We start from the raw sequence: 21,432 nt of genomic DNA on the forward strand, positions 1-21,432 counted from the left end.
CTCGCTCATTTGACTGTGACCTTGACCGGAGTGACGAGCCAGTTCTTGGGGTTGATCAGTTTGAACACGCCGACGACGGTCGCCCTCTTGCCATCGAGCTGGTCCGGATCGAGGCCGGCAAATACGGCCTTCTTCATCTCGTTATTGATCGCCGAACCGGCATCCTGATACTGGATCTGGTTGGTGAATTGGCCGAACTCGATCGCCCCCGTGGCATCGCGGAGGTCCGTGCCATTGACCGCAGGGCCGGTCTGGACACGGACCACCGTCTCGGGGGGGAGGCCGTCGATCTTCATCTCGTTTGTATTGGATTTGCGCGCGCCGAAAGTGCCGCTCAGCGTCACCGGGATGACCGGGCCGGTACTCGTGGCAACCCCGTATTTCTCACCGGCCGCCTTCTTGTCTGCAGCGATCGCCGCTGCGAGGTCGGGCGCAGCAACGGCTCTCTTCTCGACATCCGCCTGGATCTTCGGAAACTGCTCGGCGCCGAAGGATTCCGGAGAAAAGGCCTGCTGCCGCACATCGCTCTCCGAGCCGATCTTGATGACGGTTGTATCGAGCGCAATTGCGCCGACGACTGCGATTGCCACAACGGCACTGACGATGAGCTTGAAGTTGCCTTTGCCTGGCGCGGATGTTGCGTGAGCGGGCTGAGTATTCATTGCTGGCGATCTTTGCGGCTGGTCGGATCTATGTCGAAAGAGGAGGAAACGGGTGAAGCCTCGCGGCTACTTCATCGAAGACGGCGCGTGTCGAAATCCGCATCGGCGCACAGAACCCTGCCGAGCTGAAAGGCGCGATGATCAGCGGAAACAATGTGCATCCGAACCTCCTCCATGCAGAACCGGCGCTTGTCTCCTCCAACCGCCAGGACCGTGATTTTCCACCAGCGGCGATGGCCGCATGATAGGTAAGTGGTATTTATGTCAAAAATCATGTTATCAAATTTTGCGCCTGTCAACAGGTCTTTTGGCTCTCCGGATCCTATGGCGTGAGATGCGCAGCTTCTGCGCGCAGCGACTAAAGAAGCTCTTCCGCCCACTTCGCCGTCGCCAAGGCAGCCGGCGCCTTTGCGTAACGTGGATTTATCTATTTGATTACAAAATATAAAATAAGCCTAATCCAGCACTCCGCAAATTCGATTACCGGCGGAATGGTTCGAGAGTGTGGCCGTACCTCGGCCCTATCATGAATAGTATTTTACATGAAAAAAATTTCACAGTCAGAAAAATCTTACTGGAACAATGATATCTTTGTGTTATATTTTTGATGAGGCCTTGGGAGGTTTCGAAGAGCGTCAAGTCTGCAAGCCGCCAAAGGTGCACTGCCGGCTTTGCTCCGAGATTCGAAGTGTGGTCGTGTACGCTATTGCAGCCTGTGGCGACCAGGAGGATATGAGACATGACATCGATGCGCGCTTTGCCCCTCGCGATGTTCGACCTGGCAGGCGAATAACTTCAGATGACCACCAGCCGCGAGCTCATCATCGGTATCGATGCCGGTACGTCGGTCATCAAGGCCGTCGCCTTCGGCCTTTCCGGCCGCCAGATCGCGACCGCATCTGTTCGCAACAAATATGCGAGCGGTAGCGACGGTTCGGCCACGCAGCCGCTTGCCCAGACCTGGCAGGATTGCGTGGCAGCCGTCCGGGGCCTTGGCGAGAAGGTCGAGGATCTTGCTTCGCGCGCGGCCGCCATCGCGGTGACGGGGCAGGGTGACGGAACATGGCTGGTCGGTTCGGGAAACCGACCGGTCGCCGATGCTTGGCTATGGCTCGATGCTCGCGCTGCACCGACAGTGATTTCGCTTGCGGGCGAAGTGTCGAACCGGGCTCGTTTTGAACAGACAGGCACCGGGCTGAACACGTGCCAGCAGGGTGCGCAGCTTGCTCACATGGACCGGGTAATGCCGGAACTCCTGGATCAGGCAGAGACCGCGCTGCATTGCAAGGATTGGCTCTATCTCAATTTTACCGGCGTGCGGGCGACCGACCCCTCAGAGGCAAGCTTTACCTTCGGTGATTTCAGGATACGGCGTTATTCGCCTGTTGCCATCGAGGCGCTCGGACTGACGCATCGCCGCGCGCTCTTGCCCGATATCCTTGACGGGACGGAAATTGTCCATCCGCTGACGGAGGACGCTGCACGTGCCTGCGGGCTTCTCGCCGGCACACCGGTCAGTCTCGGCTATGTCGACATGGTGATGACCGCGCTCGGTGCCGGCGTTCGCAGCGGCGGACGCAATGCGGCCTGCTCGACGATCGGGTCCACTGGCGTGCATCTGCGGGCAAAGCCGGTGGCCGATGTTCATCTCAATCAGGAAGGCACCGGCTATGTCATTGCCTTGCCGATCCCAGGCACCGTCACGCAGGTGCAGACCAATATGGGATCGACGATCAATATCGATTGGCTGCTGGACATGGCCACCTATCTGATGGCGGAGGCCGGAAAGCCCGCCACCCATGCCGAACTCGTCGGACGGATCGACCGCTGGTTTTCCGAAAGCCGGCCAGGTTCGGTCGTCTATCATCCCTATATTTCCGAGGCCGGAGAGCGCGGCCCCTTCGTCAATGCGCAGGCCCGCGCGGGATTTTCCGGCTTGTCGGTTCGCCACGGATTTCCGGATCTTGTTCGTGCGGTGGTCGAAGGTTTGGCGTTGGCGACGCGCGATTGCTACGCCGCCATGGGCGACATGCCCGAGGAATTGCGCATTACTGGCGGTGCCGTGCGCTCAAGTGCGCTTCGCCGTTCGCTCAGCGCGTCCATCAACGCGCCGATCCGCCTGTCTCGTCGCGAGGAGACAGGGGCGGCCGGTGCAGCGATGATGGCAGCTGTCGCGATCGGTGGCTACAAGACAATGGATGACTGCATCGCCGACTGGGTGACGCCGCTTCTCGGCGAAGCCGAAGAGCCGGTTGCGGAGGAAGCCCGGCGCTTCGATCTCTTGTTTTCCGCCTATGGCGATATTCGAAAGGCCATGCCCGCCGCCTGGGAAACACTGGCCAGAGCCGCGGCGATGCCGTCCATCAAATAGATCGTTGATGCAACAGGCATCCGAGGGAGCATGACATGACCGAACCTGAAATCCTGGATCTTTTCGTCATCGGCGGCGGCATCAACGGTGTGGGAATTGCCCGCGATGCGGCGGGGCGTGGCTTGAAAGTCGCCTTGTGCGAGAAGGACGATTTGGCACAGGGGACATCGTCCCGCTCGGGCAAGCTCGTGCATGGGGGGCTCCGCTATCTGGAATATTACGAGTTCCGCCTCGTACGGGAGGCGTTGATCGAACGCGAGGTGCTGCTCAATGCCGCACCGCACATCATCTGGCCGATGCGTTTCGTGCTGCCGCACAGTCCCGAGGATCGGCCCGCCTGGCTCGTCCGGCTCGGCCTCTTCCTCTACGATCATCTCGGCGGCCGCAAGAAATTGCCAGGCACCCGCACTCTCAATCTGCTGCGCGATCCCGAAGGCACGCCCATTCTCGATCAATATACCCGCGGCTTCGAATATTCGGATTGCTGGGTGGACGATGCCCGCCTCGTCACCCTGAATGCGGTGAGCGCGGCTGAGAAGGGCGCCCTGGTGCTCACACGGTCGCCGGCAGTGTCGGCGCGCCGGGAAAACGGCCAATGGACGATCAGCACGAAAAGCAGCACGAGCGGGGAAACGCGGACCTTCCGTGCCAAATGTCTCGTCAATTGCGCCGGCCCGTGGGTCACCGACATCATCAACCGCGTCGCCGGCTCCAATTCCAGCCGCAATGTGCGTCTCGTCAAGGGCAGCCACATCATCGTGCCGAAGTTCTGGTCCGGCTCCAACGCCTATCTGGTCCAGAACCATGACAAGCGTGTCATCTTCATCAATCCCTACGAGGGCGACAAGGCGCTGATCGGAACGACCGACATCGCCTATGAGGGCCGGGCCGAGGACGTGGCGGCCGACGAGGCGGAAATCGACTATCTGCTGAAGGCGGTGAACCGCTATTTCAAGGAGAAGCTGCGCCGGCAGGATGTGCTGCACAGCTTCTCCGGCGTGCGTCCGCTGTTTGACGATGGCAAGGGCAATCCGTCGGCGGTGACCCGCGACTACGTGTTCGATCTCGACGAGACGGGGGGAGCGCCGCTTCTCAATGTCTTCGGCGGCAAGATCACGACATTCAGAGAGCTTGCCGAACGTGGCATGCAGCGCCTCAGACATGTCTTTCCCAACATGGGCGGCGACTGGACGGAAAAGGCGCCGCTGCCGGGCGGCGAAATGCCCAATGCCGACTATGAGACTTTCGCCAACAGCCTGCGTGACACCTATCCCTGGATGCCGCGCAAGCTCGTCCATCACTACGGCCGCCTCTATGGCACACGCACGAGGAACCTGGTTGCCGGGGCAACGGATCTGCAAGGTCTCGGCCGCCACTTCGGCGGGCAGCTTTATGAGGCGGAAGCCCGTTATCTCGCTGCCAGCGAATGGGCGGAGACAGCCGAGGACATCCTCTATCGTCGAACCAAGCATTACCTGCATTTGAGCGAGGCAGAGCGGACAGCCTTTGCCGACTGGTTTGCTTCATCCCATCTTGCCGCCGCCTGAGGAGGCCTTGATGCCGCTTTCGCTTTCGCTGAATACCAATCCGCTGGTGAACCGTTTTGCCGACCCGGACAACCTAATCGAAACGGTGGCGCGAGATCTGCGCATCCGCGATCTCCAACTGACGCATGAATTCATCAATCCGAGCTGGCAGGCCGCGGTCATCCGCCGCCTGACCCGCCAGATGAAGGCAGCGTTGGAGCGTACCGGTGTTCGCGTCACCTCGGGCATGACCGGACCTTATGGACGGTTGAACCATTTCGGGCACCCGGATACCGAGGTGCGCCGCTATTATGTGGATTGGTTCAAGACCTTCGTCGACATCACCGCTGATCTCGGCGGACATTCCGTCGGCACGCAGTTTGCGATCTTCACCTACAAGGACTTCGATGACGCAAGCCGGCGCGAGGAGCTGATAAAGATCGCTATCGACTGCTGGTGCGAAGTCGCGGAGCACGCCAGGGCTGCCGGGCTTTCCTACATCTTCTGGGAGCCGATGAGCATCGGCCGGGAGTTCGGCGAGACGATCGAATCCTGCCTTTCGCTGCAGGCACGATTGACTGCTGCCGACATGGCGGTGCCGATGTGGATGATGGCCGATATCGACCATGGCGACGTCACCTCCGCCAATCCCGACGACTACGATCCCTATGCCTGGGCGCGGGCCGTGCCGAAGCTGTCGCCGATCATCCACATCAAGCAGAGCCTCATGGATAAGGGCGGCCACCGGCCGTTCACGGCGGAATTCAATGCCAAGGGGCGGATTCAACCTGCGCCACTATTGGACGCTTTTGCGGCAGGTGGCGCCAGTGACAACGAGATCTGCCTCGAATTTTCCTTCAAGGAACGCGAACCGAACGATCGCGAGGTCATCGCGCAGATCGCCGAAAGCGTCGCCTTCTGGGCGCCGCATATCGACACCGGCGCCGCAGACTTGAAGATATGATCCGGCCATCTACAAAGGCTGGTTGTTATCGGGCGAGATCGCCGTCGGAGAAATGGGAAGGATGCGTTGATGACGGATGCCGATGATACGCTTGCCGTGCGGGCCGCCTGGCTTCATTACGCGGGCGGACTGACGCAGTCCGACGTCGCCCGGCGCCTGGGCATCCCCTCGGTCAAGGCGCATCGGCTGATCGCACGTGCCGTGGCCGATGGTGTCGTCAAGGTCACGATCGACGGTGATATCGTCGAATGCGTCGAACTGGAGACGCGGCTCGCCGAGCGCTTCGGATTGCAATATTGCGAGGTCGCGCCCGATCTTGGCGAAGAGGGTCTGCCGCTGCGCGCGCTTGGTCATGCGGGGGCTGGCTATCTGAAGCGCGAGATCGAACATGGCGATCACTCGGTCATTGGTCTTGGCCATGGCCGCACGCTTTCGGCCGCCGTTCAATATATGCCGCGGACGAACGCCAAGCATATGCGTTTCGTTTCCCTGCTTGGGGGCCTCACGCGAAACTACGGCGCCAATCCCTATGATGTCATGCACCGCATCGCGGAAAAGACCGGCACGCACGCTTATGTCATGCCGGTCCCCTTTTTCGCCAACACTGCAGAGGACCGGGAGGTTCTCAGGGCACAACGCGGTGTCAAGGAAGTGTTCGATCTCGCCAATGGCGCCGACCTGAAGCTCGTCGGCCTGGGGACGGTGGACGCCGAGGCCCAGCTGGTGCTCTCCGGCCTAGTCGAGCCAGGCGAGATCGAAGACATCGCGGCCGCGGGCGGCATTGGCGAAATTCTTGGTCATTTTTTCAATGCGGATGGCCAGATCCTCGATACCGCTCTGACTGCGCGCACGCTTTCTGCGTCCTTTCCGACAACGAAGAAGGAGCGCCTCGTGGCACTGGCAGGCGGACAGGCGAAGGTGGCCGCCATACGGGCCATCCTGCGAAGCCGCCGCCTTCACGGGCTCATCACCGACGAACGGACCGCGCAAGCTCTTCTGGCCTGACGATCTGTTGTTAGCCAGTCGACCGCATAATCACATTTCATTTTGTTGATTTTCACATTTTTGATGTTATATTGTTGCTTATTAGGATTGGAGACCGATGAAACGGGAAGAACGCCAGCAACTGATCGTCAATCTGCTCGTCGAGGACAAGACCGTCGACGTGGACGATCTCGCCGAGCGCTTTTCCGTCTCCAAGATGACGATCCACCGCGATCTCGACGACCTGGAACAGGCCGGTGTCCTGCGTAAGGTGCGCGGTGGCGCGACGATCGATGCCGGCACACAGTTCGAGAGTGATTTTCGCATTCGCGAGCGTCAGGATGGCGAGGCCAAGGTTGCCATGGCGCAAGAAGCGCTGGCAATCATCGAACCTGGCATGACGATCATGGTCAATGACGGTTCGATGGCCGCGGTTCTCGGCGAGATGTTGTTGCGTAAGCGACCGCTGACGGTGATTACCAACAACGCGGCAATCATGGAGCGGTTGAAGGGCGAAAACGGCATAACCCTGATTGCACTCGGGGGCATTTATTCTGCAAAATTCAACGCCTATTTCGGCGTCGTGACCGAAGAGGCGCTGTCGCGCCTGAGGGCCGACATCGCTTTCATCTCGACGCCGGCGGTCAGCGGCAGGCTTGCCTATCACATGGACGACAATGTCGTTCGCGCCAAGCGGGCGATGATCTCTTCCTCGACAAAAAGCTGCCTTCTGGTGAACCACCAGCGCATCGGCCACACGGCGCTGCACGTCATGGCGGATCTGGCCGATTTCGACACTGTCATCACCGACAGCGCGCCAGCGGCCGCTGTCCTCGAAGAATTCGACCGGGCGGGCATCAAGCTCACGATCGCTCCGGCACAGGATCAGGCATGACCGATAAACCGAAATTCTGGATTGGCACCAGCTGGAAGATGAACAAGACGCTTGCGGAGGCCGAGCATTTCGCGCGCGGCCTCGGGGCGGCTGATGCCGCGCACGATCCGCTCATCCAGCGTTTCGTGATCCCGCCCTTTACGTCCGTGCGGGAGGTCAAGCGCATGCTTGCGAAGACCTCCGTCAAGGTCGGCGCGCAAAACATGCATTGGGTCGACCAGGGAGCGTGGACGGGGGAGATTTCTCCACTGATGCTGAAGGATTGCGATCTCGACATCGTCGAACTCGGACATTCCGAACGCCGCGAGTTTTTCGGAGAGACGGATGAGACAGTCGGGCTGAAGACGGAAGCTGCCGTTCGACATGGCCTGATTCCGCTCATCTGCATCGGTGAGACCCTTGCTGACCGGGAAAGTGGAAAAGCTGCAGAGATCCTGGCGGCGCAGGTGCGCGGGGCGCTGTCGAAGCTCTCCGACGAGCAGAAATCAGCCGAAATCCTGCTTGCCTATGAGCCCGTCTGGGCGATCGGCGAAAAAGGCATTCCGGCGACGGCGGACTATGCCGATGCGCGCCAGGCCGAGATCATCGCGGTCGCCGAAGCGGCGCTCGGGCGGAAAGTCCCCTGCCTCTACGGCGGGTCTGTCAATCCGCAAAATTGCGAGGAACTGATTTCGAGCCCGCATATCGACGGGCTCTTCATCGGCCGTTCTGCCTGGAACGTCGAGGGTTATCTCGACATTCTCGCGAAATGCGCCGCCAAACTCCAAGGAGAAAAACGATGAAGCTTGCAATTGCGGGAGATAGCGCCGGCGAAGGTCTCGCCAAGGTGCTCGCCGAACACCTCAAGGACCGTTTCGACGTTCATGAGGTGTCGCGCATCGACGATGGGCTCGACCCGTTCTATGCCAACCTATCGGATCGTGTCGCCTCGGGCGTGGTCGATGGCACCTATGACAAGGCAATCCTGGTCTGCGGCACCGGCATCGGCGTCTGCATCTCGGCCAACAAAGTGCCTGGCATCCGCGCGGCCCTGACGCACGACACCTATTCGGCCGAGCGTGCCGCTCTTTCCAACAACGCGCAGATCATCACGATGGGCGCGCGCGTCATTGGACCTGAGCTCGCGAAGTCGATCGCCGACGCATTTCTCGCTCAGACATTCGACCAGAACGGCCGTTCGGCCGGCAATGTCTTTGCGATCGATGAGCTTGATGCAAAATACAATGCGCGTTGAGAGCGGGACAAAAGTGGCCGGCCATCCGCCGGCCGCTCGTTTTCGCCGTAGGAATAATGAAGCGCAGTGATCATCATGCCCCGGTTGATATCCGGTCGATCCGCCTGATGATTCTCAATCATCCTGGTCCGGAGCGGGTCCGGTATCTATGCGTCGATCAATCGTTGAGCGGTAAACTTATCGGTTATCAGCGTGCCGATGACACCGACACGCAAGGCGCCGGCGATTGCGGCTGTTTTCTTTGCGCCGCCGGCGAGCGCTATCACGCGGTCCACCCGGGTAAGGTTTTCAAGGGGCAGGCCGATGACGCGGTCGTCGAGAGGCGTCTTCACCGGTTTGCCGTCCTTGTCGAAGAAACGCAGAGAAATGTCTCCGACGGCGCCGGCCTCTGCGAGATCGGCGAGTTCGCGCGACGAAAAGATGTTGCCGGAGCGGGCAAGCAGTTCGGACGGCTCCACCGCGCCGATGCCGACGATGGCGAGCGTGATGCTCCCGAACAGATCCATAGTCTCACGAACGAAGGGATCTGCCTGCATCAGCAACTTGGCTTCCCTCGATGTCGTTACGCCTTGTACGGGAAGCAATTTCGGTTCGGCCCCCGTCAACCGCGCCAGGCGGGTGGTGAGCTGTGTGGCATGTGTCTGCACGGAGGGGTCGCCCATGCCGCCGAGGGTCTGGACGACATATTTCGCCTGGGCGCTTTTCTGGGGATGGATGTTTTCGACCATCTTGAAGATCGTCTGACTCCAGCTTGACACGCCGATGATCTCGCCGGGTGAAAGCGTGACCTCGAGCAGGTGGGCAGCCGCTTCGCCGATACGGGCCATGATGGCGCCGTCCCGGTCCTCGGTACATTCGACGACGATTGCTTCCGGCAACTTGAATTTGTCGCGGAGCCCGCCTTCAAGTTCGCTATAGGTTCCGACAGGGGGGATCACGCTCGTGCGGACGATATCTTCCGCCTCGGCCCGTTTCAACATTCGCGATACCGTCGCCTGGGAAAGGCGCAGATGCTCGGCGATCTCCGCCTGCCGTCGCCCTTCGATGTGATACATCTGGGCCACTCTTGAGATCAGGCGGAGTTCATTGAGACGCGACATGAGCGATACCGGCTTGAATTTTTATTCACATTTAGCCGGTGTCGGTCGCGACGTCGAGCGGGCCAGCGCATCATTCCACGTATTCAGGAGACCGGTCCGATCGATCTCTTCGGGCCGGAGGACGTGCGTGCTTCTCGGTAACGCCTCGATCGCTTCGAGATCTTTCCACAGACCAAGCGAAAGCCCGGCAAGATAGGCGGCTCCGAGGGCGGAGGCTTCGGGAGCCTCGCACTGGATCACGGCATGCTCGATCAGGTTCGACACACATTGCATGAGGAAGCGGTTCTGGCTCGGGCCGCCATCGACGTAGAGGGCGCCGAGTTGGCCGCCGCTCTGCGCGCGCATGGCGGCGATCACGTCATGGACCTGGAAGGCGATTGAATCCGTTACCGACCGGGCCATCTGCGCGCGCGTCGTGGAAAAGTTGATCTGGGAGAAGAGGGCGCGGGCGTCGGAGCTCCAGTAGGGTGCGCCCAGACCAACGAAAGCCGGCACGAAGCCTGGTCCGCCCGGCTCGGCGGTCGCCGCGAGATCGACGAGGGCCGCCACATCGGCAAGGCCGAGAATGTCTGCCATCCAGGGAAGGCTTGCGGCTGAAACGAGGATGTTACCCTCGAAGGCGAAGGTCGGCACGCCGGCGATGCGCCATGCAATCGTCGTGGTTATGCCGTTTTGCGGCGCAATGAAGCGCGGCAGCGTCGTCATGACGGACGACCCGGTGCCGAATGTGACCTTGCCATCGCCCGGCTTGAAGGCGCCATGACCGAAAAGCGCCGCATGGCTGTCGCCGATGGCGGAGCGGATCGGCGTGCCGTCCGGGATGCCGGGAAGGCCACGCGTCGTGCCGAACTCGGCAGAGCTGTCGAGCACTTCGGGCAACAGTGTGGTATCGACGCCAAAGATCTGGCCGAGTTCCTCGCTCCACACCTGGCTTTGCAGGTCGAACAATTGGCTGCGGGCGGCATTAGAGGCATCGCAGACGTGGCGGCTGCCGCCCGTCAGGCAATGAATGAGCCAGCTGTCGATCGTGCCGAGACGCACGCGGCGACCTGCCGGAACGCGATCGAGCAACCAGCGGAATTTCGATCCGGGAAACATCGGGTCGAGGGGAAGGCCGGTCAACGCCTCCACACGGTCCAGATGCCCTTCGGCGATGAGGCGCTCGCAGTCCGGCGCGGTGCGGCGGCACTGCCAGCTGAGCACTGGTCCGAGCGCTTCGCCGGTTTCGGCATCCCAGACGGTGACGGACTCGCGCTGGTTGGACACCGCTATTGCCTCCACGGTGACGCCGGAAGCGTTTTTCAGGCAAGCCTCGATCGCTTCGCAGACGGAGGCAAAGATGCGGCGGGGATCCTGCTCGACCCAGCCCGGCTGCGGATAGGAGATGCCGACGGCGGCCGATCCTCTCGCGACGACGTCGCCCGTCTCGGAAACCAGAACGGCCTTCGAATTGGTGGTGCCCTGGTCGATCGCCAGAATTGCCCGCATCATCTTCTCCTCAAACGAATGGCCGGGGCGGATGCCCGCCCCGGCTCAAAAGACCTGCTATCAGATTATTTACGCTTGATGAGCGCGGCGGCGGCATCGGCGATCGCTGCAGGTGCCATGCCGAATTCGTCGAGCAGGAATTCGGCAGAGCCCGTCGGAGCGTAAACGCCGGGCACGCCGAGACGTTTCATCGGCACGGGGGCATTGTCGACGACCACTTCGGCGATGGCCGATCCCAGTCCACCGAAGATCGAATGCTCTTCCGCCGTCACGATCGCACCGGTCTCGCTGGCAGCGGCGATAATGGCCGTCTCGTCGATCGGGCGAACGGTTGCCATATTCAGAACGCGCGCCGAAATACCCCGCTCGACCAGAATATCAGCGGCCTTGATCATGCGATGGGTCAACGTGCCGTTGGCAATCAGCGTCACGTCGGAGCCTTCGCGGAGAAGGTTCGCCTTGCCGAGCTCGAACCTATGCCCTTCAGGCAGAAGGTCGGGCACGCCGACGCGCGACAGGCGCAGGAAGCACGGACCATTGTAGCTTGCGGCCCATTCGACGGCGGCGGCAGTCTCGATCCGGTCGCAGGGGGCAATGACGGGCAGGTTCGGCAGAACGCGCGTCCAGGCGAAATCCTCGATCGAATGATGGGTCGGGCCGAGTTCGCCGTAAGCCATGCCCGAGGAAATGCCGACGAGCTTGACGTTGGCATTGGAGTAGGAAATGTCGGCCTTGATCTGCTCGAGCGACCGGCCGGTCAGAAACGGCGAGGCGGCGCAGACATAGGGCAGGCGTCCGCCATTGGCGAGGCCGGCACCAACGCCGACCATGTTCTGCTCGGCAATGCCGACATTGACGAGGCGATCAGGAAATTTCGACTTGAAACCACCAAGTTTCGACGAGCCGACGGAGTCGTTGCAGACGGCGACGATCGTTTCGTTTTCGGCCGCCAGGCGCTCAAGCGTCGCGGCAAAGGCATCGCGGCAGTCATAGAGCTTCGTTGGAATTACGGGCGCGTTCATTAGAGTGCCTCCGACAGTTCTGCCAATGCGGTTTCATACTGTTCCTTGCTCGGAACCTTGTGGTGCCAGTCGACCCGGTCCTGCATGAACGAAATGCCATGGCCCTTATTCGTATGCGCGACGATGCAATGGGGGCGGTCGCTGCGATGCTCGAGAGCGGGCACGATCGCGTGCATGTCATTGCCATTGATTTCGCTGACCTCCCAGCCGAAGGCCTCGAGCTTCGGGCGAAGCGGGGCGAGATCGTTGGTGTCCGCGAGGGATGCACCCTGCTGGAATCTGTTGTGGTCGATGATCAGCGTCAGATTGTCGAGGCGGAACTGATATGCTGCCATGATGGCCTCCCAGTTGGACCCTTCCTGCATCTCGCCGTCACCGGTGATGACATAGGTATGGTATTTCGCGCCCGAGAGTTTTGCCGCTTTCGCCATGCCGACAGCAACCGGCAGCCCGTGTCCAAGCGGGCCGGTATTCGTCTCGACGCCCGGCACCTTGTTACAGTTCGGATGGCCGTTCAGGCGGGAATGCGGTTTCAGGAAGGTCGAGATTTCCTCTTCCGGAATGAAGCCGCGCTTGGCGAGCGCGACATAGAGCGCGCAGGCAGTATGGCCCTTCGAAAGCACGAACCTGTCGCGATCGGGATGCTTTGGCTGGTCGGGCCAGACGCGCAGCACGCGGAAGTAGAGCGCGGTGAGGAGATCGATCACCGACATCTCGCCACCGATATGGCCGGCGCCCGCCTCGTATACGGCCTGGAGGTCGCGCAGACGGATCTGGCGAGCAACACGTTCAAGTTCGGAAGGCTGCATCGTTTCCTCTTGTGAATAAATATTCATGCATTTATATTTTTGCACAGGCGCCGACTTAGTCAAGCCCCCTGTTAATCATTCTGCGCTAGTCATCACCCCAAAAGCTGGTTGACAGCACTTAGGCAAGTTGTTAATGAATTTTCCAGCAGGCATGAATATTTATTCTAGCTTGATGAAATACTGGCCGCCGGCCTTAATCTTCAGGGAGGAATGATGGTGGCGATCGACGTGAATGAGCAGAGCCGTCCGTCCGGCACGTTCGTCAGCAAGCTCACGGGAGCAACCGGCCCGCTGATCGGACTGCTTCTGCTCTGCCTTTTCCTGAGCTTCAGTACTGACGCCTTTCTCTCCGTCCGCAATGGTCTGAACATTCTCGACCAGATCACCGTGCTTGGGATCATGGCTGTTGGCATGACCTTCGTGATCCTGATCGGCGGTATCGACCTTTCGGTCGGTTCGGTTCTCGCTCTCGCGATGATGGTGATGGGCTGGACGGCGAATATCGCCGGCCTGCCGCTCGGCGTCGGGATCGTGTTGGCGCTCATTGCCTCGATGATCAGCGGCCTGATCGTCGGCATCATGGTTACCTGGTTCAGGGTGCCTGCCTTCATCGCGACGCTTGCGATGATGTCGGCTGCGCGCGGCGTGGCCAACATGATCACCGACGGCCAACAGATCGTCGGCTTCCCCGACTGGTTCATGATGCTGGCGATCGACCGCCATTTCGGTATCCTGACCGCAACCGTCTTCCTGATGCTGACTGTCGTCGCCGCTGCATGGATTTTCCTGCACTTCCGCGCAGAAGGCCGCATGCTCTATGCAGTCGGCGGCAATCCCGAAGTTGCCCGTCTTGCCGGCATCAACGTCCAGCTTGTGACCATTCTTGTTTACGTGGCGAGTGCTGTCCTTGCAGGTCTTGCCGGTATCGTTCTTGCTGCCCGTCTGGACTCGGTTCAGCCGTCCAGCGGTTTTGGCTACGAACTGGACACGATCGCGGCCGTCGTCATCGGCGGAACGTCTCTGTCGGGAGGCGCAGGCGGCATCGGTGGAACGCTTATCGGCGTGCTGATCATCGGCGTTCTGCGCAACGGCCTCAACCTGCTCAACGTCTCGCCCTTCCTGCAGCAGGTCATCATCGGCGTCGTCATCGTTCTCGCGGTCGGTGCGGAAACGATCCGCAAGCGGCGGGCTGCCTGATCATTCGGCTCGCAGATGGTGCGGGCCGCCAGAAATTCCTCTCCGAAAGGTTTGGAGCGGAGCTATCGCCCGAGGGGGAGGATACCCGAGGGTTCACTAACAACGGAGGAACTGACATGAAATTTGCGCGCACTCTGCTCGCGTCTGCCGCCCTGCTTGGCCTCAGCCTCGGATCCGTCCAGGCGGCCGAAGTCAAGAAGCTCGGCCTTGCCGTCGCCAATCTGCAGGCAAACTTCTTCAACCAGATCAAGCAGTCCGTCGAAGCTGAAGCCAAGAAACGTGGCATCGAGGTCGTCACCGTCGACGCCAAGGGCGATGGCCCGACCCAGGTCAACCAGATCCAGGACCTGCTGACCCAGGATATCGACGCCCTGATCTACATCCCGGCAGGCGCTGCTGCAGCCAGTGTACCGGTCAAGCTCGCAAAACAGGCTGGCATTCCAGTCGTCAACGTCGACCGCAATGCTGAAGGCGCTCCGGGCGATACGTTCCTGGCGACCGATTCCGTCGCCTCCGCCAAGGCGGTTTGCGACTACATCCTCAAGGAAGCCGGCGGCAAGGGCAAGATGGTCATCATCCATGGCCAGAAGGGCACCACGCCTGAACTGGACCGCACCAAAGGGTGCCAGGAATCCCTGAAGGCCTATCCGGACGTGAGCGTCGTCGCCGAGCAATATTCCAACATGTGGAGCCAGGACGAGGGCTTCCAGATCATGCAGAACATGCTCCAGTCGAATTCGGATGTCTCGATCGTCTTTGCCCAGGCAGATGGACTGGCGCTCGGTGCGGCCCAGGCGATCAAGGTCGCCAATCCATCGCAGAAGATCGTGGTCGGTGGTTTTGATGGCGACACAGCTGCACTCGAGGCCCTCAGCAAGGGTGTGTTCGATGTGACCGCGACACAACAGACGCAGAAGATGGGCCGCGATGCGGTGGAGAACGCGGTCAAGCTCGCTGCCAAGGAAAAGGTGCCGCCGGTCCAGCTTATGGATGCCACGCTGACGACAAAGGAAAACGTGGCAGGCTTCATCGCCAACCATCCCTAATCAGCCGAAATCTCGAGGAGGTGTGCTGTGACCGAGCCGGTTTTATCCCTGAGGGGCATATCCAAGCGCTACGGACCGCTCCAGGTCCTGAAGAATGTTGACCTGGACGTCTACCCCGGCGAAGTGGTGGCGCTTCTCGGTGAAAACGGCGCAGGCAAGTCGACGCTGTCGGGCATCATTGCCGGATCGCGCACACCATCCGAGGGCACGATGACATGGCTGGGGCAGCCGTATGCCCCGGCCGCTCCACGCGAGGCGATCGACAAGGGCGTGGTGCTGATCCATCAGGAACTACAGCTTTTGCCGCATCTTTCCATCGCTGAAAATGTCTTCATCGGCCGGTGGCCGATGAAGAATGGCGTGGTCGATCGCGCCCAGATGGTTCGTCGCGCCCAGGAACAACTCGCACGGCTGAATCTCCACATTCCCGCGACCCGAAAGGTCGCTGGCCTCTCGACTGCCAACCAGCAGCTCATCGAGATCGCCAAGGCGCTGGCGCTGAACGCAAAACTCCTGATCCTCGACGAGCCGACCGCAGCCCTTGGCGGGGCGGAGACGGAAGCCCTGTTTGAGCAGGTGCGCAAGCTCCGCGCGGAGGGCGTCGGCATCATCTACATCTCCCACCGCATGGAGGAGATCAAGAAGATCACCGACCGGATCGTCGTGCTCCGCGATGGAGAGCGCGTCCATGAATTTGCCGACAGCTCGACGCCGGTGCGCACGATCGTCGAAAGCATGGTCGGCCGCTCGCTCGATCGCCTGTTTCCGACCCTTCCCGAGCCGACCAGCCGACCCGTACTTGAAGTGTCCGGCCTGACGTCACCGGACGATTCCTTCCGCGATGTGAGCTTCGATGTTCATGCCGGCGAGATCCTCGGCATTGCGGGCCTCGTCGGCGCCGGCCGCACTGAACTCGTGCGGGCGATCTCTGGCGCCGATCCGATCAGCGCCGGCTCGATCAGGCTGGAGGGCCAGCCGCTGAAGCTGCGCAGCCCGGCGGATGCGATTGCCAAAGGCATCGTGATGGTTCCGGAAGATCGCAAGGACCAGGGCCTCGTCGTTGCACACAGGATCAGCGAGAACATCATCTACGCCAATCTCGACAAGCTCGGCGGGCGCTGGATCACTGCCGGCATGAAGCGCGTCTTCGCCGAAAAGGCAGTGGCGAAATTCGGCGTCAAGGGGCGTGCGGAGCAATTCGCCTCCGATCTCTCAGGCGGCAACCAGCAGAAGGTCGTCATCGCCAAATGGCTGATGCGCGATCCCAAGGTCGTCGTGCTGGACGAGCCCACGCGGGGCATCGATGTCGGCGCCCGCGCCGGCATCTACGATATCATCGTCAACCTGGCCAAGCAGGGTGTCGCGGTGATCGTCGTGAGCTCCGATCTTGAGGAGGTTCTCGGCGTGTCGAACCGCATTCTGGTTCTGGCGCAGGGCAAGCAGGCAGGCATTCTGAAGCGTGACGAGGCGAACGACGTCTCGGTCATGGAACTGGCGACAATATAGGCAAAGACAGAAAGGAAGAGCGGTGTCCGACATCTCTCTCAACGCACCGAAACTATTTGATCTCAGCGGCCAGGTTGCCCTCGTGACGGGCGCCGGCAGCGGCATCGGGCAGAGGATCGCGATCGGTCTTGCCCAGTGCGGCGCCGACGTGGCGCTTCTGGATCGCCGCAGCGATGACGGTCTTGCCACAACTGCCAGCCATATCCGGGCTGCCGGCCGCCGTTCGATCGAAATCGCTGCCGACGTCACCAGCAAGACGTCTTTGGCCGACGCCGTCGCCCGCACTGAAGCCGATCTCGGGGCTCTCTCGCTTGCCGTCAATGCCGCAGGCATTGCCAATGCCAATCCCGCCGAGGAGATGGAAGAGGATCAGTACCAGACGCTGATGGACATCAACCTGAAGGGCGTCTTCCTGTCCTGCCAGGCCGAAGCGCGCGCCATGCTGAAGAACGGCCGCGGCTCCATCGTCAATATCGCCTCCATGTCGGGCGTCATCGTCAACCGCGGTCTCAGCCAGGCGCATTACAATGCCTCCAAGGCTGGCGTGATCCATATGTCAAAGTCGTTTGCCATGGAGTGGGTTGGGCGCGGCATCCGCGTCAACACGATTTCGCCGGGCTATACCGCAACGCCGATGAACACCCGCCCGGAGATGGTGCATCAGACCAAGCTCTTCGAAGAGCAGACTCCGATGCAGCGCATGGCTGGTGTCGACGAGATGGTCGGTCCGGCCGTCTTCCTGCTGTCGAATGCTGCAAGCTTCGTGACGGGCGTCGATCTGCTCGTCGACGGCGGCTTCTGCTGCTGGTGATGTCATGCGCAAGCTGATCGCAGGCAATTGGAAAATGAACGGTCTCATCTCCTCCCAAGCTGAGATCGAGGCGCTGAAGGGACTAACGGGCAGTGCGACGTGCGATATCGTCGTCTGCCCGCCCTTCACGCTGATTGATCGCGCCGTGGAGCGGGTCAAGGCTTCGAACCTGGTCATCGGCGCGCAGGATTGTCATGCGCAGCAGTCAGGCGCCCATACCGGCGAGGTCTCTGCCGAAATGCTTGCCGATATAGGCGCGCGTTATGTGATCCTCGGACATTCCGAGCGCCGCGTGTCTCATGGCGAAGATGATGAAATCGTCCTCGCAAAGGCGGTTGCTGCTCATCGGGCGGGCTTGATCGCGATCGTCTGTGTCGGCGAAACGCGACATGAGCGCGACGAAGGACGGGCGATCGAAGTGGTTGGCGGGCAGCTGAGAGAATCCGTTCCCGAGGGAGCGACGAGTGCAAATCTGGTCATCGCCTATGAGCCGGTATGGGCGATAGGAACCGGTCTGGTGCCGACCAATGAACAGATTGAGGAGGTCCATGCCGCGATCCGCCAGATGCTCGAAGGGCGCCTTGGGAGAGACGGTAGCTCGGTCAGGATCCTCTATGGCGGCTCGGTCAAGGCATCCAATGCCGCGGCTATATTCGGGCTTCGCAACGTGGACGGAGCGCTGGTCGGCGGCGCTTCGCTGAAGGCCTCGGAATTTGCCGGGATTATTTCCGCAGCCGTTTGAAATCTGGGTGACGAGGCAAGTGTCGTCGGTTTGCAGATCGGCGCGCTGACGTCCTCATCCCTGAAAGGAAAAGAGAATGCAACGCTTCGAAAACAAGACGGTGGTCATTACTGGAGCAAGCCGCGGCATCGGCGCGGCGATTGCCAAGCGCTTTGCACGCGAGGGCGCTAATCTCGTGGTCTCCGCCAATGAGGAAAGCGTGCATGCTGTTGCCGAGCAGATCAAGGCCGATGGCGGAAAGGCGATCTCCTTTGTTGGCGACGTCACTGACAAGGCAAGCGTCAAGGCGCTCTATGACGCAGCCGAAGAGGCCTTCGGCGCAGTCGATGTTTCCATCCAGAATGCCGGCGTCATCACCATCGCTCGTATCGAGGATATGACCGAGGGCGAGTGGGACAAGGTCATGGCGGTCAACACCAAGGGCGTGTTCCTCTGCGCCCAGGAAGCGATCGCCCGTATGCGCAAGCATGGCCGCGGCGGACGCATCATCAACACGGCGTCCGGACAGGCACGCGACGGCTTCATCTATACGCCGCATTATGCCGCCTCGAAGATGGGCGTCGTCGGCATCACCCAGAGCCTTGCCAAGGAAGTCGCAACTGACGGCATCACCGTCAACGCTTTCTGCCCGGGCATCATCGAAACCGACATGTGGGCCTATAACGACCAGGCATGGGGCAAGCTGCTTGGCAATTACGGCCCTGGCGAACTCATGAGAGAATGGGTCGAAGGCATCCCGATGAAGCGCGCCGGATCGGGCGAAGACATCGCTGGTCTTGTCACCTTTCTTGCAAGTGACGACGCGGCCTATATCACCGGCCAGACCATCAACGTCGATGGCGGCCTGATCATGTCGTAGCGCCGTTCGACAATAGGAAACGGTGCTTTCATCACCGGGAGGCAATTCTCGCGAGATGATCTTTATTCAACCTCTTGCAGAACCAACCATTCGTCATTTACATAAGCAATGTTCTCAGGGCGGGGTGCAATTCCCCACCGGCGGTATCGAGGCAACTCGGAGCCCGCGAGCGCCTTCGTGAAAGCGAAGGGTCAGCAGATCCGGTGAGATGCCGGAGCCGACGGTCATAGTCCGGATGGAAGAGAGCAACGCAAAGGACGCCGCTCGGCACGCGGCGTTTCATATGCTTGTTCGCCCAAGGGAAAATGGTGGCTTTGATCGGCCATGAATGCCGCTCACGCGGCTAACCCTTGAAAGGCAGAGAAATGGCAATTTCCAAAATCGAAGATGCGATCGCCGCGATTGCGCGGGGCGAGATTGTGGTTGTCGTCGACGATCGCGATCGGGAAAACGAGGGTGATCTCGTCATTGCATCCGAAGCGATCACTCCGCAGGCGATCGCCTTCATGATGAATTATGCCCGCGGCCTCATCTGTGTGGCCATGGAAGGCGAGCGGCTGGACGAACTGCAGATCCCGCAGATGGTCCCCAACAATACCGAACTCCTGAAGACGGCGTTCACCGTCTCGGTTGACTATATCCCTGAAACGACGACCGGAATTTCGGCGGCTGACCGCGCCGCGACGGTTCGCGCGCTCATCGGGGAGAATTCCCGCCCCGAGGATTTTGCGCGGCCCGGCCATATCTTCCCGTTGCGTGCGCATCCGAATGGCGTGCTTTCTCGCCCCGGCCACACCGAGGCTGCTGTCGATCTCGCAAGGCTTGCCGGCCTGTCGCCATCGGGCGTCATCTGCGAAGTGGCCAATGATGATGGTACGATGGCGCGCCTGCCCGAGCTTGAGCAATTTGCCGAACGACACGGCCTCCATCTGATCACCATCGAGGATCTCATCGCCTATCGGGGCGTCAGTGCGCCCGGTAAGGCTGCCTAGCTGCCGGTTGTGCAGTAGGCGGAGCGCGCTCTGTCGGTTCAAAGAAGGCCCGATTATTCGGGCCTTCGATATTTTTCCAAGCCGTCAGACGACGAGTGCCAATGCCGGTCCCTGGTCGTCGCCCTTGCTCTCCGGCTCTTGGCCGACCGTGCTCTCCGGGGTGTCAGCGGCCAGCAGATTGAACTCCCTACGTTCTTTCTCCGACACGATCGCGAGGTCGATGACCTTCTGCAGGTTTGCAGCATGGCGGAAGGTAGGATCATCCTGTTTGCCGGTTCTAACCGCTTCGGCAAAGCGCTGATAATTGGTCAGCACCGGCGGCACTTCGATATCACGCCAGGTGGCGCTTTCAATGTCGTCGCCGAAGCAGCCGCGAAGATCCGAACCGTCCGGTCGATGGATGACCTCGAGGCTGCCTTTCTCGCCATAGATGCGCAGCTTCAGCTCGTTCAGATGACCGGTCGCCCAGCGTGTCGCATGGATGACGCCGAGCGCACCATTGGCGAAATCGACCGACATGGTGAAACTGTCGTTGGCATCTAGCATATATTCGCCGATCTGGCCTCCCGGCGCCTTGTTGAAGGTTTTGAGCCGCGCAAAGACGTGATCGATGTCGGTCGCCGCGCCATAGGCGGCAAAATCGAGGATATGGATACCAACGTCCCCGAGCACGCCGTTCGAGCCATGACCGGTGGACAAGCGCCATAGCCAGCGCGACTCCGTGCGCCAGTCGCCCCAGGCGCGCGACACCAGCCAGCTCTGCAGGTAAGAGGCTTCCACATGCTTGATCGTCCCTAGCTCACCCGAGAGCACCATCTCGCGTGCGCGCTGCAGCGGCGCGACATTGCGATAGGTGAGGTTCACCATATTGATGACGCCGGCGGTTTCAGCCGCTTCCGTCATCTCCAGCGCGTGCGCATAGTTCTCCGCCAGCGGCTTTTCGCAGAAGACATGCTTGCCGGCAGCGATGAGAGCCAGGCTGGTTGCGTGGTGGATACGGTCGGGCGTGACGTTTGTTGCGGCATCGAATTCGCCCCAGGCGATCGCCTCGTCGAGCGTGCTGAAGCGTTTTTCGATGTTGAAATGATCGGCGAATTCATCAAGCCGAGTCCGGTCCGTATCGACGGCGCCGACCACTTCGACACCATCGATCGCGAGGAAGCCGGCAACTTGGCTCTTGGCCATCATGCCCGTACCAAGAACGAGTAGACGCATTTCTATGCT

General features: G+C 60.7%; 20 protein-coding genes and 1 riboswitch. Of the genes, 14 read left to right on the forward strand and 6 right to left on the reverse strand.

Annotation, left to right across the window (positions count from 1 at the left end; all coding sequences use genetic code 11):
• Window positions 1-5 precede the first annotated feature (5 nt).
• The gene (locus ACK9YZ_RS24350; protein WP_416067907.1) at window positions 6-662 is read right to left on the reverse strand and encodes a DUF2291 domain-containing protein; all 657 of its coding nucleotides are present in this window, start codon (window positions 660-662) and stop codon (window positions 6-8) included.
• A gap of 799 nt (window positions 663-1,461) precedes the next feature.
• On the opposite strand from ACK9YZ_RS24350, the gene ACK9YZ_RS24355 reads away from it, so the two are divergent.
• The 7 genes from ACK9YZ_RS24355 (at window position 1,462) to ACK9YZ_RS24385 (ending at window position 8,636) form a co-directional block, all read left to right on the forward strand.
• On the forward strand, window positions 1,462-3,033 hold the full coding sequence (locus tag ACK9YZ_RS24355) for an FGGY-family carbohydrate kinase (protein WP_416067908.1): 1,572 nt from the start codon (window positions 1,462-1,464) through the stop codon (window positions 3,031-3,033).
• Window positions 3,034-3,068: 35 nt separating this feature from the next.
• Window positions 3,069-4,580: a glycerol-3-phosphate dehydrogenase gene (locus tag ACK9YZ_RS24360; RefSeq protein WP_416067909.1), complete on the forward strand. Its 1,512-nt coding sequence runs from the start codon at window positions 3,069-3,071 to the stop codon at window positions 4,578-4,580.
• 10 nt (window positions 4,581-4,590) lie between these two features.
• Window positions 4,591-5,523 (forward strand): sugar phosphate isomerase/epimerase family protein, encoded by a 933-nt coding sequence (locus ACK9YZ_RS24365; protein WP_416067910.1) that lies wholly within the window; start codon window positions 4,591-4,593, stop codon window positions 5,521-5,523.
• A 69-nt stretch (window positions 5,524-5,592) separates the two neighbouring features.
• Window positions 5,593-6,528 (forward strand): sugar-binding transcriptional regulator, encoded by a 936-nt coding sequence (locus tag ACK9YZ_RS24370; RefSeq protein WP_416067911.1) that lies wholly within the window; start codon window positions 5,593-5,595, stop codon window positions 6,526-6,528.
• 97 nt (window positions 6,529-6,625) lie between these two features.
• Entirely contained in the window at window positions 6,626-7,402 is a 777-nt protein-coding gene (locus ACK9YZ_RS24375; RefSeq protein ID WP_416067912.1) for a DeoR/GlpR family DNA-binding transcription regulator, read from the forward strand.
• Window positions 7,399-8,184 (forward strand): triose-phosphate isomerase, encoded by a 786-nt coding sequence (locus tag ACK9YZ_RS24380; RefSeq protein ID WP_416067913.1) that lies wholly within the window; start codon window positions 7,399-7,401, stop codon window positions 8,182-8,184. The genes ACK9YZ_RS24375 and ACK9YZ_RS24380 overlap by 4 nt, the downstream gene beginning before the upstream one ends.
• A complete protein-coding gene (locus ACK9YZ_RS24385) occupies window positions 8,181-8,636 on the forward strand; it encodes an RpiB/LacA/LacB family sugar-phosphate isomerase (protein ID WP_216759295.1) in 456 nt (151 codons plus the stop codon). The genes ACK9YZ_RS24380 and ACK9YZ_RS24385 overlap by 4 nt, the downstream gene beginning before the upstream one ends.
• 146 nt (window positions 8,637-8,782) lie before the next feature.
• Here ACK9YZ_RS24385 and ACK9YZ_RS24390 read toward each other — a convergent pair whose 3' ends face one another.
• From ACK9YZ_RS24390 to ACK9YZ_RS24405, 4 genes are all read right to left on the reverse strand, one after another.
• Window positions 8,783-9,736 (reverse strand): sugar-binding transcriptional regulator, encoded by a 954-nt coding sequence (locus ACK9YZ_RS24390; RefSeq protein WP_416067914.1) that lies wholly within the window; start codon window positions 9,734-9,736, stop codon window positions 8,783-8,785.
• A gap of 21 nt (window positions 9,737-9,757) precedes the next feature.
• Complete coding sequence (locus ACK9YZ_RS24395) at window positions 9,758-11,224, reverse strand: FGGY family carbohydrate kinase (RefSeq protein WP_416068496.1); 1,467 nt, start codon at window positions 11,222-11,224, stop codon at window positions 9,758-9,760.
• A gap of 65 nt (window positions 11,225-11,289) precedes the next feature.
• Window positions 11,290-12,246 carry a transketolase family protein gene (locus ACK9YZ_RS24400; RefSeq protein ID WP_416067915.1) on the reverse strand — a complete coding sequence of 319 codons (957 nt, stop codon included), beginning with the start codon at window positions 12,244-12,246 and terminating at the stop codon, window positions 11,290-11,292.
• Entirely contained in the window at window positions 12,246-13,055 is an 810-nt protein-coding gene (locus ACK9YZ_RS24405; RefSeq protein WP_183798656.1) for a transketolase, read from the reverse strand. Before ACK9YZ_RS24405 ends, ACK9YZ_RS24400 begins: the two co-directional genes overlap by 1 nt.
• A gap of 213 nt (window positions 13,056-13,268) precedes the next feature.
• Between ACK9YZ_RS24405 and ACK9YZ_RS24410 the strand changes: the two genes are divergently transcribed.
• From ACK9YZ_RS24410 to ribB, 7 genes are all read left to right on the forward strand, one after another.
• Window positions 13,269-14,252, forward strand: coding sequence for an ABC transporter permease (locus ACK9YZ_RS24410; protein WP_416068497.1), 984 nt, complete (start codon window positions 13,269-13,271; stop codon window positions 14,250-14,252).
• Window positions 14,253-14,368: 116 nt separating this feature from the next.
• Window positions 14,369-15,298 carry a sugar ABC transporter substrate-binding protein gene (locus tag ACK9YZ_RS24415; protein WP_216759289.1) on the forward strand — a complete coding sequence of 310 codons (930 nt, stop codon included), beginning with the start codon at window positions 14,369-14,371 and terminating at the stop codon, window positions 15,296-15,298.
• A gap of 27 nt (window positions 15,299-15,325) precedes the next feature.
• Entirely contained in the window at window positions 15,326-16,804 is a 1,479-nt protein-coding gene (locus ACK9YZ_RS24420) for a sugar ABC transporter ATP-binding protein (protein WP_416067916.1), read from the forward strand.
• A gap of 22 nt (window positions 16,805-16,826) precedes the next feature.
• Window positions 16,827-17,615: an SDR family oxidoreductase gene (locus ACK9YZ_RS24425; RefSeq protein ID WP_216759287.1), complete on the forward strand. Its 789-nt coding sequence runs from the start codon at window positions 16,827-16,829 to the stop codon at window positions 17,613-17,615.
• A gap of 4 nt (window positions 17,616-17,619) precedes the next feature.
• Window positions 17,620-18,357 carry a triose-phosphate isomerase gene (gene tpiA, locus ACK9YZ_RS24430; RefSeq protein ID WP_216759286.1) on the forward strand — a complete coding sequence of 246 codons (738 nt, stop codon included), beginning with the start codon at window positions 17,620-17,622 and terminating at the stop codon, window positions 18,355-18,357.
• Window positions 18,358-18,433: 76 nt separating this feature from the next.
• Window positions 18,434-19,216 carry a glucose 1-dehydrogenase gene (locus ACK9YZ_RS24435; RefSeq protein WP_416067917.1) on the forward strand — a complete coding sequence of 261 codons (783 nt, stop codon included), beginning with the start codon at window positions 18,434-18,436 and terminating at the stop codon, window positions 19,214-19,216.
• Between the two features lie 106 nt (window positions 19,217-19,322).
• A riboswitch (FMN riboswitch) is annotated at window positions 19,323-19,467 on the forward strand.
• A gap of 114 nt (window positions 19,468-19,581) precedes the next feature.
• Complete coding sequence (ribB, locus tag ACK9YZ_RS24440) at window positions 19,582-20,208, forward strand: 3,4-dihydroxy-2-butanone-4-phosphate synthase (protein ID WP_183798673.1); 627 nt, start codon at window positions 19,582-19,584, stop codon at window positions 20,206-20,208.
• A gap of 84 nt (window positions 20,209-20,292) precedes the next feature.
• Here ribB and ACK9YZ_RS24445 read toward each other — a convergent pair whose 3' ends face one another.
• A complete protein-coding gene (locus ACK9YZ_RS24445; RefSeq protein WP_416067918.1) occupies window positions 20,293-21,423 on the reverse strand; it encodes a Gfo/Idh/MocA family protein in 1,131 nt (376 codons plus the stop codon).
• Window positions 21,424-21,432 lie beyond the last annotated feature (9 nt).

Source organism: Rhizobium sp. ZK1 (assembly GCF_047782645.1).
Lineage (GTDB): Bacteria > Pseudomonadota > Alphaproteobacteria > Rhizobiales > Rhizobiaceae > Rhizobium.